Here is a 15,717-nt window from a genome sequence, read left to right as displayed (position 1 = left end):
TTGCACCCTTGACTTATATAAGCCCAGGCCGTGATAGTTGCCGGATGCACGCGTTCGACGTCCTGGGGGATCCGGTGCGCCGCCGGATCCTGGAGCTGCTGACGGGCGGGGAACTGAGTTCCGGCGACGTGACCACGGTGGTGCGCGCCGAATTCGGCATCTCGCAGCCCGCGGTCTCCCAGCATCTGCGTGTCCTGCGCGAAAACGGCTTCACCACGGTCCGCGCCGAGGGCGCGCGACGGCTGTACTCGGTGGATCCCGGCCCGCTCAAGGAGATCGACGGCTGGCTGGAGCAGTACCGGCGGTTCTGGACCGGTCCGCTCGACGCGCTCGCCACCGAAATCGCGCGCGGCCGTCGCGAACGCCGGAAGGCCGCCGAGGAGGACCAGGACAGCGCCTAAGCTCTCCCCATGCGCAAGCAGTGGGGGCGCGCGGTGGTGATCGCCGTCGCGAGCGTCGTCATCGTGCTGGGGCTCGTCTTCGCGGTCACGATGCGGCGCGGGAAATCCGACGGTATGGGCTGGCTCTCGGCCGAGCAGGCCCCGATCAGCACACCGAAGACGCCGTCGTACTCGACCGCCGCGCCCATTCCCACGACGCGGCCGACGTTGACCGTCGACAGCGGCTGCCGTCTCGGCCAGGGTCCCGCCGAACTCGACCCGGTTCCCGAGGCCACTACCCGCCGGGTGAACGCCGCCTGGGACCGCGTCGAACGCTGGCTCAAGGCCAAGGCGCCGACGACGGCGGCGACCCTCCGCCCGCCGGCGACGATCGCACGGATCACCGAAGCCCAACAGCGTAGCGGCGTCGCCTTCCCCGCCGAACTCGTCGCGTCCCTTCTGCGGCACGACGGCGTTTCGGGTATAGGCGACAGTTTCGCCCTTCCACCGTTCCACCACCTCGCCTCAGCGGAAACCTTGGAAGGCCAGGCGAAGGTCATGTGCGAGGTGCTGAACTCGAGCGGGTCGGACGACAGCGTCGGTTACTGGTGGCACGGGCGGTTCGTGCCGATCGCCGTCAACGGCGGGGGCGACGGCCTGTTCCTCGACCAGCGCACCGCCACCGGGCGGCTCGGCGAGTGGGACCACGAGGGATCGGTGAGTTTCGATCGCTGGCCGCCCACCCTGACCGAACTGCTGGAGCAGACCGCGACAGCGCTCGAAACCGGGGGGCCGGTCATCCACGGCTACCGGCCGGTCGTCACCGAAAACCGGGCGCTGGACTGGGACATCCCGCGCTGAGGTGCGCGGCCGTGTCGACTGTCGGACCCCGCCCCTAGAATCGTCCGGGTGGCAGCCCCCGACATAGGTACCTCGGAAGCCCTCGAAACGCTGAACCGCGTCTTCGGCTATGACGACTTCCGCGGTGACCAGCACGCGATCGTCGAACACGTCATCGCAGGCGGTGACGCGCTCGTCCTCATGCCCACCGGCGGTGGGAAGTCGTTGTGCTACCAGATCCCCGCGCTGGTGCGGCCCGGGGTCGGCGTGGTCATCTCACCGCTGATCGCGCTGATGCAGGACCAGGTCGACGCCCTGCGCAACCTCGGCGTGCGCGCGGGATTCCTCAACTCGACCCAGGACTACACCGAGCGGAACAAGGTCGAGGCCGCGTTCCTCGCCGGTGAGCTGGACCTGCTGTACCTCGCCCCGGAACGGCTTTCGGTCGAATCCACGGTGCGGCTGCTCGACCGCGGCAAGATCTCGCTGTTCGCGATCGACGAGGCGCACTGCGTCTCCCAGTGGGGTCACGACTTCCGGCCCGACTACCTGATGCTGTCCGCGGTGCACGAGCGCTGGCCGGACGTGCCGAGGATCGCGCTCACCGCCACGGCCACCAAGACGACGCACGCCGAGATCGCGTCCCGGCTCAACCTCGAAGACGCGCGGCATTTCGTCGCGAGCTTCGACCGGCCGAACATCCAGTACCGGATCGTCGGCAAGAACTCGCCGCAGCGACAGCTGCTGGAGCTGCTGCGCACCGAGCACAAGGGCGACGCCGGGATCGTCTACTGCCTGTCCCGCAATTCGGTGGAGAAGACCGCGGACTTCCTGGTGGAGAACGGGATTCCGGCGGTTCCCTATCACGCCGGGCTGGACGCGCGGACGCGCGCGAAGCACCAGTCGCGATTCCTGCGCGAGGACGGGCTGACCGTGGTCGCGACGATCGCGTTCGGCATGGGCATCGACAAACCGGACGTACGGTTCGTCGCGCATCTGGACCTGCCGAAGTCCGTCGAGGGCTACTACCAGGAGACAGGGCGCGCGGGCCGCGACGGCCTGCCGTCGACGGCGTGGCTGGCGTACGGCCTCCAGGACGTCGTCCAGCAGCGCAAGATGATCGACATGTCGGAGGGATCCGACGCGCACAAGCGGCAGCAGAGCGCCCATCTCAACGCGATGCTGGCGCTGTGCGAGACGGTCGAATGCCGCCGGGTGCAGGTGCTGACCTACTTCGGGCAGCGGAGTGAGCCCTGCGGCAACTGCGACACCTGCCTGGCGCCGCCGGAGACGTGGGACGGCACGATCCCGGCGCAGAAGCTCCTCTCCACCATCGTCCGGCTCCAGAACGAGCGGCGGCAGAAGTTCGGCGCGGGACAGATCATCGACATCCTGCTCGGCAAGTCGACGCCGAAGGTGACCCAGCACCGGCACGATTCGCTGAAGGTCTTCGGGATCGGCACGGAGCTGAAGGAGCCCGAGTGGCGGGCCGTGGTCCGGCAGCTGCTGGCGCAGGGGCTCGCCGCCGTCGAGGGCGACTACGGCTCGCTCGTGCTGACCGAGGGCAGCGCCGAGGTGCTGAACGGGCAGCGGAAGGTCCAGCTGCGCCGGGAGCCGGAGCGGGCGGCCAAGGCCGCGGCCCGGTCCAGCGCGAAGAAGGCCGCGGCCGCCGACATGCCTGCCGAGGCGGCGCCGGTGTTCGAACTGCTGCGTTCGTGGCGAGCCGCGGCGGCGAAGGAGCAGGGAGTGCCCGCGTACGTGATCTTCCACGACGCGACCCTGCGCCAGATCGCCACCAAACGGCCCGCCACGCTGCAGGAGCTGGGAACGGTCAGCGGCGTCGGCGAGAACAAGCTCGCGAAGTACGGCGAGCAGATCCTCGAGACGCTCGCCGACGCCTAGATGACTCAGTGCTCGTAGGGGCGACGGGGCGGCCGTCCGGTCATCCCGTCGACCTTGCGCACCGCGCCGTCGATCTGGCTGTGGTACTTGCCCTTGGTCTTGTGGTCGACGAAGGTCGCGGCCTTGTTCACGGCCTTGGACACCTTCTCGGGGTTCTTGCGCACGTAGGCACGCACGGCCCCGGCGGTGCCGGCCAGGGCGGTCAACTTCCGCAGTAGAGCCACGATGGTCCCTTTCCTCGGGGTCGTCTGGTTGCCTGCACAACGACCGGTGATGGCCCCTGGGTTCCCCGCAGCGTGCCAAATCACTCATTTCGGATACCAGGTGCCGGAAAACGGGGCGCGCGGCGAGGACGGCGGCCGCTAAGTTCGGGCTCATGCGGGATCTTTCGCTGTTGCCCAAGGCGCATCTGCACGTCCACCTCGAAAGCACGATCCGGCCGGACACGCTCCGTGACCTCGGGGAGTCGAACGGCGTCGACGTCCCCGCGGAACAACCCGTGTTCGATGGGTTCCGCGCGTTCGGTGACTACAACGGGCTCCTTCGATCGTGTCTCCAGCGGCCGGAGGACTTCGAACGGGTGGCGCGCGAGTTCTGCGAGGACCAGGTCGCCGAAGGTGTCCGCTACGCCGAGGTCACCTTCACCGCGGCGTCGCACGGCGAACGGCTGGGCGAGCCGGACATGCCGCTGGCGTCCGTCCTCAAAGGACTTTCGGCGGGGGCGGCCGAGCATGGACTCCACTGGCGGGTGATCCTGGACCATTCGCGCCGCCGGTCGGTCGAACGCGCGCGGCTCACGCTCGACCTAGCCCGCCGGTACGCCGGGGACGGGGTGTTCGCGATCGGCCTCGCCGGGGAGGAGAAGTACCCGCTCGCGCCTTTCGCCGGGATCTGCGACGAAGCCGGGGAGGCGGGGTTGCGCCTGATCCACCACGCCGGGGAGGACGCCGGCCCCGACAGTATCCGCGAGGCCCTCGACGTCGGACGCGCCGAACGGATCGGCCACGGCATCCGGATCCTGGAGGACGTCGCCCTGGTCGCCGAGGTGCGGGAACGCGGTATCGCGCTGGAGGTCTGCCCGTCGTCGAACGTGACGCTCGGGCTCGTGCCGTCGTTCGAGGAGCACCCGCTCCCCCGGTTGGTCGACGCCGGGCTCGAGGTCACCCTCAGCACCGATGTCCCGTCGATCACCGGGACGACGCTGGCCGACGAATTCCTGCGTACGCGGGAGGCGTTCGCCTACGACGACCTCGCGCTCGCCGGCCTCGCCCGGGCATCCGTCGACGCGTCTTTCGCGCCCGCCGAACTGAAGCGTTCGATCCACGCGGAGATCGACACCTGGCTCGCTTGAAGGGTGGTCCGGCTCACCCGGGCAGCGCGCCACACAGGATCTCCACAAACGTCCCGTACGGTGGGTCCGGTGACCGCTTCGTCCCGTTCGACGCTGGACCTCATGGACCAGTGGCAGCAGCCTCCGCCCAGGAAACGCGGCCCGCGCGGCTGCGTGATGCTCTCACTGCTGGTCGTGGGCGCCTTGATGGCCGGTGCCGTCTGGGTCGCGGTCAGTCTCAACGGCCGCGACCCGGTACCGGTCAAACCGGTGTTCACCGTGCCCGCGCTCACTCCCGAGCCGCGTTCGGCGATCCCCGGCGACGCCGGACCGCTGCCTGCCGAGGCCTCGAAGGAAGCCTGGATCGCGAAGGTGTCGGAGAACACGGACATCCCTTCGCGCACGCTGCGGGCGTACGTGAACGCGGCCGAGAAGACCGCGAAGACCACCCCGCGCTGCAAGATCACCTGGGCGACCATCGCCGGGATCGGCCGCACCGAATCCCAGCACGCCCGGCACGACGGTTCCCGCGCCGGCGAGGACGGCGTCGTGACGCCGCCGATCATCGGCATCCCGCTCGACGGCTCCCCCGGCGTGATGGCGGTCGTCGACACCGACAAGGGCGCCCTCGACGGCGACGCGAAATGGGATCGGGCGGTCGGGCCGATGCAGTTCCTGCCCGCCACCTGGAAGCGGTACGGCGTCCGCGCGAGCGGTGACGGCGCCGCGCCGGACCCGCAGAACATCGACGACGCCGCGCTGACGACAGCGCGGTACATGTGCGCGCGGGGCGGCGACCTCGCCAAGCCCACCGGCTGGTGGACCGCGGTGCTGACCTACAACAACTCCACCCAGTACGGGCAGGAAGTGTTCAGCAACGCCGACGCGTACGGGAAGGCGGCGCTGAAGCCGGACCCGGCGCCGGCGCCGCGCTGAAGTCTTACAAGCCGAAGCCTCAGGCGGGCAGAAGCCGGGTGACCAGCTTCGTCAGCTGGTGCACGTTCCGGCATTCGTGCATCTCGACGACGTCCGCGTAGGCGTGCGCCTCGGAGTCGCCGGTGGACCAGAGCGCGGTCCGCTCGGGGTTGAGCCAGTACGTATGCCTCGCCGCGGCGGCGATCCCGCGCACCGCGGCCAGGTTGGGGTCGCCGCCGTTGGTCCTGGCGTCGCCGAGGATGAGCACGGATGTCCTGGGACCCACGGCATCCGAGTACCGCTCGGCGAATTCGCCGAGCGCGTGCCCGTAGTCGCTGTGCCCGTCCCAGCGCGTCAGCTCGGCGTCTGCGAGGATGCGCGCGCCGAGGTCCTCCGGGTCGGCCGCGCCGGTGTCGACGAGGTGGGTGATCTCGTCGCAGGCGTCGATGAACGCGAACACCCGCACCTTGCCGAACTGGTCCCGCAGGGCCTGCACCAGCAGCATGGTGAAGTTCGCGAACCCGGCCACGGACCCCGACATGTCGCACAGCAGCACGATTTCCGGCCTTCCCGGCCGGTGCCGCCGGTACGACGGCCGCATCGGGACGCCGCCGGTGGACAGCGAACGCCGCAACGTCCGGCGCAGGTCGATCTGCCCGCGAGCGTGCCGCCGTCGCCGGGCGGCCAGGCGGGTGGCGAGTTTGCGTGACAAGGGCTGCACGACCCGGCGGAGTTCGGCGAGTTGCGCGCGACTGGCTAGCAGGAAGTCGACGCGGTCGGCGGCGGGTGGGACGGCGTGCCGCGAAACCCTTTCCCGGCCACGGACTTCCGCCACCCGCCGTCGCGCTTCGGTGCGCACCAGGCCGCGAAAACCTTCGACACGGCGGCGGACGTCGTCGCGGTCCAGCCTGTCGGTGAAGTCGTCCGAAGCGCCCGCGCGGATCGCTTCGAGCACGCGGACCACTAGTGTCTGCGGCTGGAGCCGTTCCAGCGTCTGGTGCGCCGACCAGCCGCCGGTCCCCGCCGTGCCGCCGTACTCCCCCAGCATGTCGACGGCGAGCCCGGCCAGTTGTGTCAGGTCCGTCTGGTCGTTCGCGGCGAGCGCGGCGGCGAGCCGGTCGCGCAGCGCGGCCAGGTCGTCGACGGGATCCTGCGATGGCGCGCCGACGCCGAGCGGGAAGTAGATGTCGAAGGTCGCGTCGAACACCGCTCGCTGGCCACCGCGCCTGACGAGCGCCGCCGCGAGCCCTTCCCGCATCTGCTCGCGAGAAGCCAGGCCCAGCACTTCGAGTGCCGCGGCAGCGTCGACAGTTTCGCTGGGACCGCAGGGGATCCCGTGTTCCCGCAACGCTTCCACGAATTCGACGAGCCTGCCCGGCACGCCGCTCACGAGTCGAGGACCTTGCCGAGTTCCAGCCTCGCGTCCGCCTTCACGACGTCGTCCTGATGTTTGAGGATGACGCCGAGGCTCGCGCGAACGACGTCCTCGCCGAGGCTGTCCGCGCCGAGCGCCAGCAGGGTCCGGGCCCAGTCGATGGTCTCGGCGACCGACGGCGCCTTCCGCAGTTCCATCGCCCGCAGCGCGGTGATCACCTTGACAACGGACGCCGCGAGCGCGTCGTCGACACCCGGGACCTTGAGCCGCACGATGCGCTGTTCCAGTGCGGCGTCGGGGAAATCGATGTGCAGGAAGAGACAACGCCGTCGCAGCGCCTCGGAGAGTTCCCGCGTCGCGTTCGACGTCAGCACCACGAACGGCTTGCGCCCGGCGGTGATGGTGCCGAGTTCCGGGACGGTGATCTGGAAGTCGCCGAGCACCTCCAGCAGGAGACCCTCGATCTCGACGTCGGCCTTGTCGGTCTCGTCGATGAGCAGGACGGTCGGCTCGTCGCCCTTGATGGCCGTCAGCAGCGGCCGGGCCAGCAGGAACTCTTCACCGAAGATGTCGTTGCGGGCTTCGTCCCACGTCTCGTCCTTGCCCGCGGTGATCCGGAGAAGCTGTTTCGCGTGGTTCCACTCGTACAGGGCACGCGACTCGTCGACGCCTTCGTAGCACTGCAACCGTACGAGCCGGGAGCCGCTCGCCTGCGCGACGGCCTTCGCCAGCTCGGTCTTGCCGACCCCCGCGGGGCCCTCGATCAGCAACGGCTTACCGAGGGCGTCCGCGAGGAACACCGTGGTGGCGACGGCCGCCGAAGCAAGGTAACCGGTGTCGGCGAGCTTCGCCGTCACGTCTTCGACAGATGTGAAGTACCCGGTCCCAGCCACACGGCCTCCCAGCTCGATCGCCTACTCGGCCGACTCTACGTCGCGGATCCGCTTGGGCAGCAGGAACCCGACCGCGAAGGTGAGCATCACCATCACCGCGACCACCCAGAACGTCCGCTGGGCGGCGTCGGTCGGGTCGGCGGTCCCGGCGTCGAAGAACACCGTGCCCAGCAGCGCCATCCCCAGCGCGCCGCCGACCTGCTGGAGCGAGGTCAGCGCGCCCGACGCCGATCCGGCCTCCGACGGTTCCACCGCGGACAACGCGATCTCGAAGTACGGCCCCATGATCAGCCCGGACCCGATCCCGACCACCACCAGCGCGGGGGCGAGCAGCCACGGGCCGGCCTCCGGGCCGAGGAGCGACAGCAGGGCGACCACGCCGGCGGCCATGATCAGCGCGCCGGTGTGCAGCACCTTGCGGCCGTGCTTGCGCACCACCTGCACCAGGCCCATGCCGACGATCATCCCCAGCGACATCGGCACCCCGGTCAGCCCGGCTTTGAGCGGCGAGAAACCGAGCCCGAGCTGCAGGTACAGCGTGAAGACGAGACCGAAGCCGGAGAACGCCGCGAAGTAGATCGTCCCGGTCGCCATTCCGGCGAGGAAGCTGCGCTTGCGGAACAGGCTGGGCTCGACCAGCGGGTCGCCGCCGAGACGGCTCTTGCGCTTCTCGAACCACGCGAACAGCCCGAACACCACGACCGCGGCGGCCATCATCGCGAACGTCCACAGCGGCCAGCCGTACTCACGGCCCTGGACCAGTGGGAAGACGATCAGCAGCGCGCCGGTCGTGGCGAGCAGCGCACCGGGAAGGTCGAGTTTGAGCGAACCGCCGGGCCGGGACTCGGGAAGGAACTTCACCGCGGCGAGCACGGCCAGCGCGCCGATCGGGAGGTTGATCAGGAAGATCATCCGCCAGCCGGTGCCGAACAGGTCGGCGTCGACCAGCCAGCCCGCCAGGATCGGGCCGCCGACCGCGGCGAGCCCCATCACCGGGCCGAACATGCCGAACGCGGACTGCAGCTCCTTCCCGGCGAACATCTCCTTCATCATGCCGAGGCCCTGCGGGACCATCGCGGCGCCGAACAGGCCCTGCACCACCCTCGCGGCGATGATCATCTCCGGGCTGACCGCGACCGCGCAGAGCAGCGAACCGGCGACGAAGCCGATCGCGCCGATCAGGAACATGCGCTTGCGGCCGAAGATGTCGCCGAGCCGTCCGCCGGTGAGCAGGCCGGACACCATCGCGAGGGTGTAGGCGACGCCGAGCCACTGGATCATCGCCGTGCCGCCGCCGAGCGAGGCCCGCATGACCGGTCCGGCGATGCTCGTGACCGTCATGTCGAGCAGTTCCATCACCGAGCCGGTCAGGATCACGAACAGGGCGGGCCAGCGCCAGCGGTACGGCTTTTCGACGGGCGCGTCTTCCGTGGTCACGGCGCCCGTGGTGTCCAGTGTCATCGTCATGGGAACAACGCTAAAGTCAATTCCGGCCACTTTCTGACCGGAATCGGAGCGAACCTGGATTCATGGCGAACACGAGCGCGCGGATGCTGCGATTGCTGTCCCTTCTGCAGACACACCGCTTCTGGACCGGGATCGAACTGAGCGACAAGCTCGAGGTGAGCGAGCGGACGCTGCGACGCGACGTCGAGCGGCTCAGGGAACTGGGCTATCCGGTCAACGCGAGCCGCGGTGTCGCGGGTGGCTACCAGCTGAGGTCGGGCACGGTTATGCCGCCGCTGCTGCTGGACGACGAGGAGGCCGTGGCCATCGCGGTCGGCCTGCGGACGGCGGCGGGCGGTTCGGTGGAAGGCATCGAGGAGACGTCGGTCCGCGCGCTGACGAAGGTCGTCCAGGTCATGCCGCCCCGGCTGCGCAGACGCGTCGACGCGCTCCAGGCGTACACGACACCGGCCGCCGTCACCGGCCCCCGGGTCAACGCCGCCAGCCTGACGGTGATCGCGCAGGCGTGCCGGGACGACGAGCGCCTGAAGTTCGACTACGCGGCACGCGGTGGCGAGGAGTCCGCGCGGCTGGTCGAGCCGCATCGGCTCGTCTCACTCGGACGGCGCTGGTATCTGGTGGCGTGGGACCTCGACAGGGTGGACTGGCGCACCTTCCGCGTCGACAGGCTCAGCGACCCGCGCACCACCGGCGCCCGCTACCGGCCGCGCGAGGTCCCGGGCGGGGACGCGGTCAAATTCGTCGAGGCCCAGATCAAGGCCAGGCCGACCACACATACGCTGGTCGTCCGGGTCGAGGCGCCGAAAGCGCGGGTCGAGGCCGCGGTGCGGTACGTCGGCGGCATGCTCGAAGCGATCGACGAGACGTCTTGCCGCCTGAAGATGAACGTCGACACCTTCGACTGGCCGGTGCTGATCCTCGCCGCCATCGGGGCGCCCTTCGAGGTCGAGGGCCCTTCGGCATTCAAAGATCACCTCGCGTCCGTCGCCACTCTGTTCACGGCGGCTAGCATCGGGCCGTGAGCACCTATGTCGCGGCCGAGGGCCGATACGAGAGCATCCCCTACCGCCGCACCGGGCGCAGCGGCCTGAAGCTGCCCGCGATCTCGCTGGGCCTGTGGCACAACTTCGGGAACGACAAGCCGCTGGGCACCCAGCGGGACATCGCGCGGCGCGCGTTCGACCTGGGCATCACCCACTTCGACCTCGCCAACAACTACGGCCCGCCCTACGGCTCGGCCGAGGAGAACTTCGGCAGGCTGCTGGCTTCGGACTTCAAGCCGTACCGCGACGAACTGGTCGTTTCGACCAAGGCGGGCTACGACATGTGGCCGGGCCCGTACGGCGAATGGGGTTCGCGCAAATACCTGCTGTCCTCTTTGGACCAGTCGCTCGGCCGGATGGGCCTGGACTACGTCGACATCTTCTACTCGCACCGCTTCGACCCCGAGACGCCGCTCGAAGAGACGGTCGGCGCGCTCGACACCGCCGTCCGCTCGGGGCGCGCGCTGTACGTCGGCATCTCGTCGTACTCGTCGGAGAAGACCGCCGAGGCCGCGCGGCTGCTGCGGGAACTGGGCACGCCGCTGCTGATTCACCAGCCGTCGTACTCGATGTTCAACCGCTGGCTCGAAGGCGACAAACTGCTCGACACGCTCGAAACAGAAGGCGCGGGCTGCATCGCCTTCTCGCCGCTGGCGCAGGGCCTGCTGACCAGCCGCTACCTCGACGGCGTCCCCGACAATTCCCGTGCGGCGCAAGGGAAGTCGCTCAACCCGGACACGATCACCGAGAACACCCTCGGCAAGATCCGGGCGCTGAACGAGATCGCCCGGCGGCGCGGCCAGACGCTGGCGCAGCTCGCCCTGGCGTGGGGTCTGCGCGACCCGCGGATGACCTCGGTGCTGATCGGCGCGAGCAGCGTCGCCCAGCTGGAGGACAACGTCGGCGCGCTGAAGAACCTGCACTTCACCAACGAAGAGCTGGCCGAGATCGACCGTTACGCCACCGAGGCCGACATCAACCTGTGGAAGCGTTCGACCGACGCCGGATAGGGGCCGGCGGACGCCTGAGGTCAGCGCATGACCGTGAAAGCCTCCTTACCTACCCTGACGGTAGCGAAGGGGCCCTTCACCACCCTGCGGTGTGATCTTGGGACGGCGGCGACCAGTCGCGGCCCGAAATCGCGTTGCCCCATCCGGCGGCGGGACCGAGACTGCGGACATGACGTTCGAAGAGCTGCTCGCCGAAGGAGAGGCCGTCCCGGTCGAAGGCTGGGACTTCTCGTGGTTCGAAGGCCGGGCCACGGAGGAACGGCCGCCGTGGGGTTACTCGCGGCTGCTCGGCGAACGCATGGCGGCGGCTTCGGCGGGGCTGGACCTGCAGACCGGCGGCGGTGAGGTGCTCGCGGGCATCCCGAAACCGCCGCCGGTCCTCGCCGCCACCGAAGGCTGGCCGCCGAACGTCGAGGTGGCGCGGAAAACCCTCGCGCCCCTTGGTGGCCAGGTAGTGGAGGCGGAGTACGACGCGCCTTTGCCCTTCCCGGACGAATCCTTCGATCTGGTGAGCAGCCGCCATCCGATCGAGAACCCGTGGCGGGAGATCGCCCGGGTGCTGCGACCGGGCGGAACCTTTCTGTCGCAACAGATCGGCGCCGGCACCGTCCGCGAACTGAAGGAGTTCTTCCTCGGTCCGCAGGACTACGGCGACTGGACGCCGGAGGTGCTGCGCGTCGAAGCGGAGGCCGTCGGGCTGCGGGTGGAGCGGCTCGAACCGGCGAAACTGCGGATGGAGTTCTTCGACCTCGCCGCGATCGTCCACTTCCTCCGTAAGGTGATCTGGATCGTGCCGGGGTTCGAAGTCGACAAATATCGCGACAAGCTCGCGGAACTCCATCGGATCATCGAGACCGACGGGATGTTCGTCGCGCATTCGCGGCGTGTGCTCGTGGAAGCGGTCAAGCCCGGCCACACGTTCGAGTGATCACCGGCTCGATGTCTTGAGCGGACGCGCTCGCGGGTGCGATACCTGCGGGCGTGTCCAGCTCCGCACCGCGCCAGCTGGCGCTCACCTCCGCCGCCCAGATCCTCGCCATGGGCTTGTGGTTCTCCGCTTCGAGCGTCGTCCCCGCCCTGCGCGCCGAATGGGCACTGTCCACTCAGGGCACCGTGCTGCTCACCGCGTCGGTGCAGGTCGGCTTCGCGGCGGGCGCGCTGGTCTCGGCCGTCGCCAACCTCGCGGACCGGCTCCGGCCCGAGCGACTGCTGGCCGCGAGCGCTGCGGCCGGTGCCCTGTTGACGTTGCTCTTTCCTTTGTGCGGCGACCAGTTCTGGCTCGCGGTACTGCTGCGGTTCGGCACCGGGATGGCGCTGGCCGGGGTCTATCCGGTCGGGATGAAGATCGTCGTCTCGTGGTTCCCGAACAGCCGTGGGCTCGCGCTCGGTGTCTTGCTGGCCGCGCTCGCGCTCGGCTCGGCGTCACCCCATCTGCTGGCCGGGAGCCTCCCGGAGTGGCGGACGGTGCTCGTCGTCGCGGCCCTTCTGGCTCTCGGCGCGGCGACATTGGCCGTGCTCTTCGTCCGCGTCGGGCCTGCCGCCCGGCGTTCGCCGCCGTGGGAACCGCGGTACCTGCTCACGATGGCGCGCGATCGGCGCCAGCGGCTGATCGCGTTCGGCTACTTCGGTCACATGTGGGAGCTCTACGCGTTCTGGACGTGGATCCCCGCCTACGCGGCGGCCGCGTCACAGCGTTCGGTGAGCCTGCTCGCGTTCACCGTCATCGGCGTCGGCGGGGCGATCGGCTGTCTGCTCGGCGGCGCGCTCTCGGACCGGTTCGGGCGGATCGACGTCGCGCTCGCGGCGCTGGCCGTCAGCGGGACGTGCTGCCTGATTTCGGCGGCCGTCTTCGGTGCGCACCCAGCGGTGCTGGGCACGCTGCTGTTCGTCTGGGGCCTCGCCGCGATCGCCGACTCCGGCCAGTTCTCCGCCGCGTTGAGCGAAGCCGCGGACGCTCGCTACGTCGGCACCGCGCTCACCGCGCAGACCGCGATCGGGTTCCTGCTCAGCGCGCTGACCATCCAGGGCCTGCCGGTGCTCGCCGACGCCGTGGGCTGGCGGGCCGCGGCTCCCGCGCTGGCCGTCGGGCCACTGCTGGGCGTGATCGCCATGGTGAGACTCCGCCGGACATCACTTGACCAGATTTCAAAATCAGTCATAAACTAGCCCAGTGACCGAAGACCGGCGGGAACGCGCCGAACGCATCCTCGACGCCGCCGCCGACCTGCTCCTGCGGCACGGCTACCGGCGGGTGACCGTGGAGGACGTCGCGGAGCACGCCGGCGTCGGCAAGGGAACCCTGTACCTGCACTGGAAGACCCGTGAACAGCTGTTCCTCGCGGTGATGCTGCGCGAGGCGGCCCGGTCCATCGAAGACCTGACACAGGCGTTCGAAGACGATCCAGAACTCACGTTGCTGCACCGCATGACCCGCACCCAGTTCCTCAACGTCGTGCGCAGGCCCCTGCTCCACGCGCCGTACCTCGCCGACTCCGGCGTGCTGGGCAAGCTCGCGGCGAAGCTCCACGACAACCAGGATCCCCGGCACCACGAGGCGTTCCTGGACTATCTGCGGTCGCAGGCCGAGCACGGGCTGATCCGCACCGATCTGAAGGTCGAAGACCTGGCGACGGCGTATCAAGCCGTCCTGCACGGTTTCCTGCTCGCCCCAGCGGCCGCGGATCCCGAAGCCGCGGCCGGACTGCTGGCCGACACCGTCGCTCGCGCGTTCCAGCCGACAGCCTCTCCGCCTGCCGCGAAGGTGCGCGCGGCGGCACCGGACGCCATCGCCCTCTTCCGCGCGACCGCGGAAATCGACCGCGCCAACCTCCGGCGCGCCTACTGACGGGAGCCGCGCATGCGGACCGGAATCCTCCTCGACGAAATCGGTGTCCCCTTAGGCGACGTCGTCGCGCAAGCGAAAGAAGCCGAGCGGCTGGGCTACGACGCGATCTGGCTCGCGCAACGCGGTGGCTGGGACGCGCTCACCGCGTTGACCGCGCTGGGCGTGGCCGCGCCGGGTCTCGCACTGGGCACTTCGGTGATCCCCACCTACCCGCGCCATCCGATCTCCTTGGCGGCACAGGCTTTGACGCTGCAAGCGGCCACCGGCGCCCCCGTCTCCCTCGGCGTCGGGCTGAGCCACCGGCCGATCATCGAAGACCAGTACGGCTACTCCTTCGACCGCCCGATCCGGCACCTGCGCGAGTACCTCCAGGCGCTGAACCCTTTGCTACACAAAGAAAAGGCCGACGTGTACGGCGAAACCCTGACCGCCGTCGGCACCATCGAGGCACCTGGCGCCGAGCCGCCTTCGGTCCTCGTCGGCGCGTTGAGCCCGCTGTCACTGAAGGTCACCGGGACCTACTCCGACGGCGTCGTGTCCACCTGGGCGGGCGCCCGTTCGCTGGCGGAGTACATCGTCCCGACGCTGCAGAAGGCCGCGTCCGACGCCGGACGCCCGGCGCCGCGGATCGTCAGCGGGCAGCTCATCTCCGTCACCGGCGATCCCGACGGACCGCGGAACTGGGTCGCCGAGAACTACGGCATGGCCGCGAACATCCCGGCTTACCAGGCTGTCTTCACTCGCGACCGGGTCGACGGCCCCGGCGGGACGGTGATCGCGGGCGACGAGGAGTTCGTGCGAGCGCGGGTCCGCGAACTCGAAGACGCCGGTGCGACGGAGCTGCTCCTGATGCCGGTGGGCACGCCCGAAGAGCAGGCGCGCACCCGGGAACTGTTCAGTTCCCCAGCAGCCGCAGGTGCTCGTCGGTCAGTTTGACCTCGACGGCGGCGAAGTTCTCCTCCAGATGCGGGATCTTCGCCGTCCCGGGGATCGGCAGGATCACCGGCGACCTCGCGAGCAACCACGCCAGCCCCACCTGCGCCGTGGTCACCCCGAGTTCCGCGGCGACGGCGGCGATCTCGTTGGTGGCGCCAGAAGCAGCGCCGAGCACCGGACGCCAAGGCAGGAAAGCGATCCCGGCCGCCTCGCACGCCTCCAGGACCGCTTCGTGCTCGCGGTCGAGAAGGCTGTAGCGGTTCTGCACGCTCGCGATGTCCACGATCTCCCGAGCCCGCGCGAGTTCGTCCACGGTGATCTCGGACAGCCCGATCCGGCCGATCTTGCCGGCGTCGCGCAGGCCCCGCAGGGCGCCGAGCTGGTCGGCCAGCGGGGTTTCCGGGTCGATGCGGTGCAGTTGCAGCAGCTCGATCCGCTCGACGCGCAGCCGCCTCAGCCCGTCGTCCACCTGCACGCGCAGGGACTCCGGTCGTGCGTCGTACTTCCAGTCGTCCCCGGTCCGCACGACGCCGACCTTCGTGGTGACCACCAGGTCGTCCGGGTACGGGTGGAGCGCTTCGGCGAGCAGTTCCTCGTTCGCTCCGCCGCCGTAGAGGTGCGCGGTGTCGATCAGCGTGACGCCGAGTTCGACAGCGCGCCGGGCGACGGCGATCGCGTTCTCGCGCGCTGGTCCGGCTTCGGTGGGCAGGTGCATGGCGCCGAAGCCGAGGCGGCGCACGGTCAGGTCTCCGCCGATGGCGAACTCGTTCATGACGGAAAA

At 69.6% G+C, this 15,717-nt stretch carries 16 protein-coding genes; 11 read left to right on the top strand and 5 right to left on the bottom strand.

Going from position 1 to position 15,717, the window contains the following annotated elements; all coding sequences use genetic code 11:
• Nucleotides 1-44 precede the first annotated feature (44 nt).
• The 3 genes from ACFWMR_RS14425 to recQ are packed head-to-tail and all read left to right on the top strand — an operon-like array spanning nucleotide 45 to nucleotide 3,122.
• On the top strand, nucleotides 45-401 hold the full coding sequence (locus tag ACFWMR_RS14425; protein ID WP_093936305.1) for an ArsR/SmtB family transcription factor: 357 nt from the start codon (nucleotides 45-47) through the stop codon (nucleotides 399-401).
• Nucleotides 402-410: 9 nt separating this feature from the next.
• The gene (locus tag ACFWMR_RS14420) at nucleotides 411-1,241 is read left to right on the top strand and encodes an SMI1/KNR4 family protein (RefSeq protein ID WP_378378663.1); all 831 of its coding nucleotides are present in this window, start codon (nucleotides 411-413) and stop codon (nucleotides 1,239-1,241) included.
• A gap of 48 nt (nucleotides 1,242-1,289) precedes the next feature.
• Nucleotides 1,290-3,122: a DNA helicase RecQ gene (gene recQ / locus ACFWMR_RS14415; RefSeq protein WP_093936307.1), complete on the top strand. Its 1,833-nt coding sequence runs from the start codon at nucleotides 1,290-1,292 to the stop codon at nucleotides 3,120-3,122.
• Between the two features lie 5 nt (nucleotides 3,123-3,127).
• Here the strand turns inward: recQ and ACFWMR_RS14410 are convergent, their stop codons facing one another.
• Nucleotides 3,128-3,346 (bottom strand): antitoxin, encoded by a 219-nt coding sequence (locus ACFWMR_RS14410; protein WP_093936308.1) that lies wholly within the window; start codon nucleotides 3,344-3,346, stop codon nucleotides 3,128-3,130.
• A 152-nt stretch (nucleotides 3,347-3,498) separates the two neighbouring features.
• On the opposite strand from ACFWMR_RS14410, the gene add reads away from it, so the two are divergent.
• A complete protein-coding gene (add, locus tag ACFWMR_RS14405; protein WP_378378662.1) occupies nucleotides 3,499-4,473 on the top strand; it encodes an adenosine deaminase in 975 nt (324 codons plus the stop codon).
• A gap of 69 nt (nucleotides 4,474-4,542) precedes the next feature.
• Complete coding sequence (locus ACFWMR_RS14400; protein ID WP_378378661.1) at nucleotides 4,543-5,388, top strand: lytic transglycosylase domain-containing protein; 846 nt, start codon at nucleotides 4,543-4,545, stop codon at nucleotides 5,386-5,388.
• Between the two features lie 19 nt (nucleotides 5,389-5,407).
• Here ACFWMR_RS14400 and ACFWMR_RS14395 read toward each other — a convergent pair whose 3' ends face one another.
• From ACFWMR_RS14395 to ACFWMR_RS14385, 3 genes are read right to left on the bottom strand one after another with little or no spacing between them, the layout of a single operon-like run.
• On the bottom strand, nucleotides 5,408-6,757 hold the full coding sequence (locus tag ACFWMR_RS14395; protein WP_378378660.1) for a vWA domain-containing protein: 1,350 nt from the start codon (nucleotides 6,755-6,757) through the stop codon (nucleotides 5,408-5,410).
• The gene (locus ACFWMR_RS14390) at nucleotides 6,754-7,635 is read right to left on the bottom strand and encodes an AAA family ATPase (RefSeq protein WP_005155088.1); all 882 of its coding nucleotides are present in this window, start codon (nucleotides 7,633-7,635) and stop codon (nucleotides 6,754-6,756) included. The genes ACFWMR_RS14395 and ACFWMR_RS14390 overlap by 4 nt, the downstream gene beginning before the upstream one ends.
• Nucleotides 7,636-7,656: 21 nt before the next feature.
• Nucleotides 7,657-9,102 (bottom strand): MFS transporter, encoded by a 1,446-nt coding sequence (locus tag ACFWMR_RS14385; protein ID WP_378378659.1) that lies wholly within the window; start codon nucleotides 9,100-9,102, stop codon nucleotides 7,657-7,659.
• A 62-nt stretch (nucleotides 9,103-9,164) separates the two neighbouring features.
• On the opposite strand from ACFWMR_RS14385, the gene ACFWMR_RS14380 reads away from it, so the two are divergent.
• From ACFWMR_RS14380 to ACFWMR_RS14355, 6 genes are all read left to right on the top strand, one after another.
• Complete coding sequence (locus tag ACFWMR_RS14380; protein WP_244199815.1) at nucleotides 9,165-10,124, top strand: helix-turn-helix transcriptional regulator; 960 nt, start codon at nucleotides 9,165-9,167, stop codon at nucleotides 10,122-10,124.
• The gene (gene mgrA, locus ACFWMR_RS14375; protein ID WP_378277339.1) at nucleotides 10,121-11,155 is read left to right on the top strand and encodes an L-glyceraldehyde 3-phosphate reductase; all 1,035 of its coding nucleotides are present in this window, start codon (nucleotides 10,121-10,123) and stop codon (nucleotides 11,153-11,155) included. The genes ACFWMR_RS14380 and mgrA overlap by 4 nt, the downstream gene beginning before the upstream one ends.
• Nucleotides 11,156-11,324: 169 nt before the next feature.
• Nucleotides 11,325-12,083 carry a class I SAM-dependent methyltransferase gene (locus ACFWMR_RS14370; RefSeq protein WP_378378658.1) on the top strand — a complete coding sequence of 253 codons (759 nt, stop codon included), beginning with the start codon at nucleotides 11,325-11,327 and terminating at the stop codon, nucleotides 12,081-12,083.
• 53 nt (nucleotides 12,084-12,136) lie between these two features.
• Nucleotides 12,137-13,321, top strand: a complete 1,185-nt coding sequence (locus ACFWMR_RS14365) for an MFS transporter (protein WP_378378657.1) — start codon at nucleotides 12,137-12,139, stop codon at nucleotides 13,319-13,321.
• 4 nt (nucleotides 13,322-13,325) lie between these two features.
• Complete coding sequence (locus ACFWMR_RS14360; RefSeq protein WP_378378656.1) at nucleotides 13,326-14,000, top strand: TetR/AcrR family transcriptional regulator; 675 nt, start codon at nucleotides 13,326-13,328, stop codon at nucleotides 13,998-14,000.
• 12 nt (nucleotides 14,001-14,012) lie between these two features.
• Nucleotides 14,013-14,936, top strand: coding sequence for a TIGR03564 family F420-dependent LLM class oxidoreductase (locus tag ACFWMR_RS14355; RefSeq protein WP_378378655.1), 924 nt, complete (start codon nucleotides 14,013-14,015; stop codon nucleotides 14,934-14,936).
• Here the strand turns inward: ACFWMR_RS14355 and ACFWMR_RS14350 are convergent.
• The gene (locus tag ACFWMR_RS14350) at nucleotides 14,896-15,708 is read right to left on the bottom strand and encodes an aldo/keto reductase (RefSeq protein WP_378378654.1); all 813 of its coding nucleotides are present in this window, start codon (nucleotides 15,706-15,708) and stop codon (nucleotides 14,896-14,898) included. The genes ACFWMR_RS14355 and ACFWMR_RS14350 overlap by 41 nt on opposite strands.
• Between the last annotated feature and the right edge of the window lie 9 nt (nucleotides 15,709-15,717).

This window comes from Amycolatopsis thailandensis (assembly GCF_042723255.1).
GTDB lineage: Bacteria > Actinomycetota > Actinomycetes > Mycobacteriales > Pseudonocardiaceae > Amycolatopsis > Amycolatopsis thailandensis.
The sequence above is the reverse complement of the archived record's forward strand: the minus strand, read 5'-3'. Positions and strand labels throughout refer to the sequence as shown.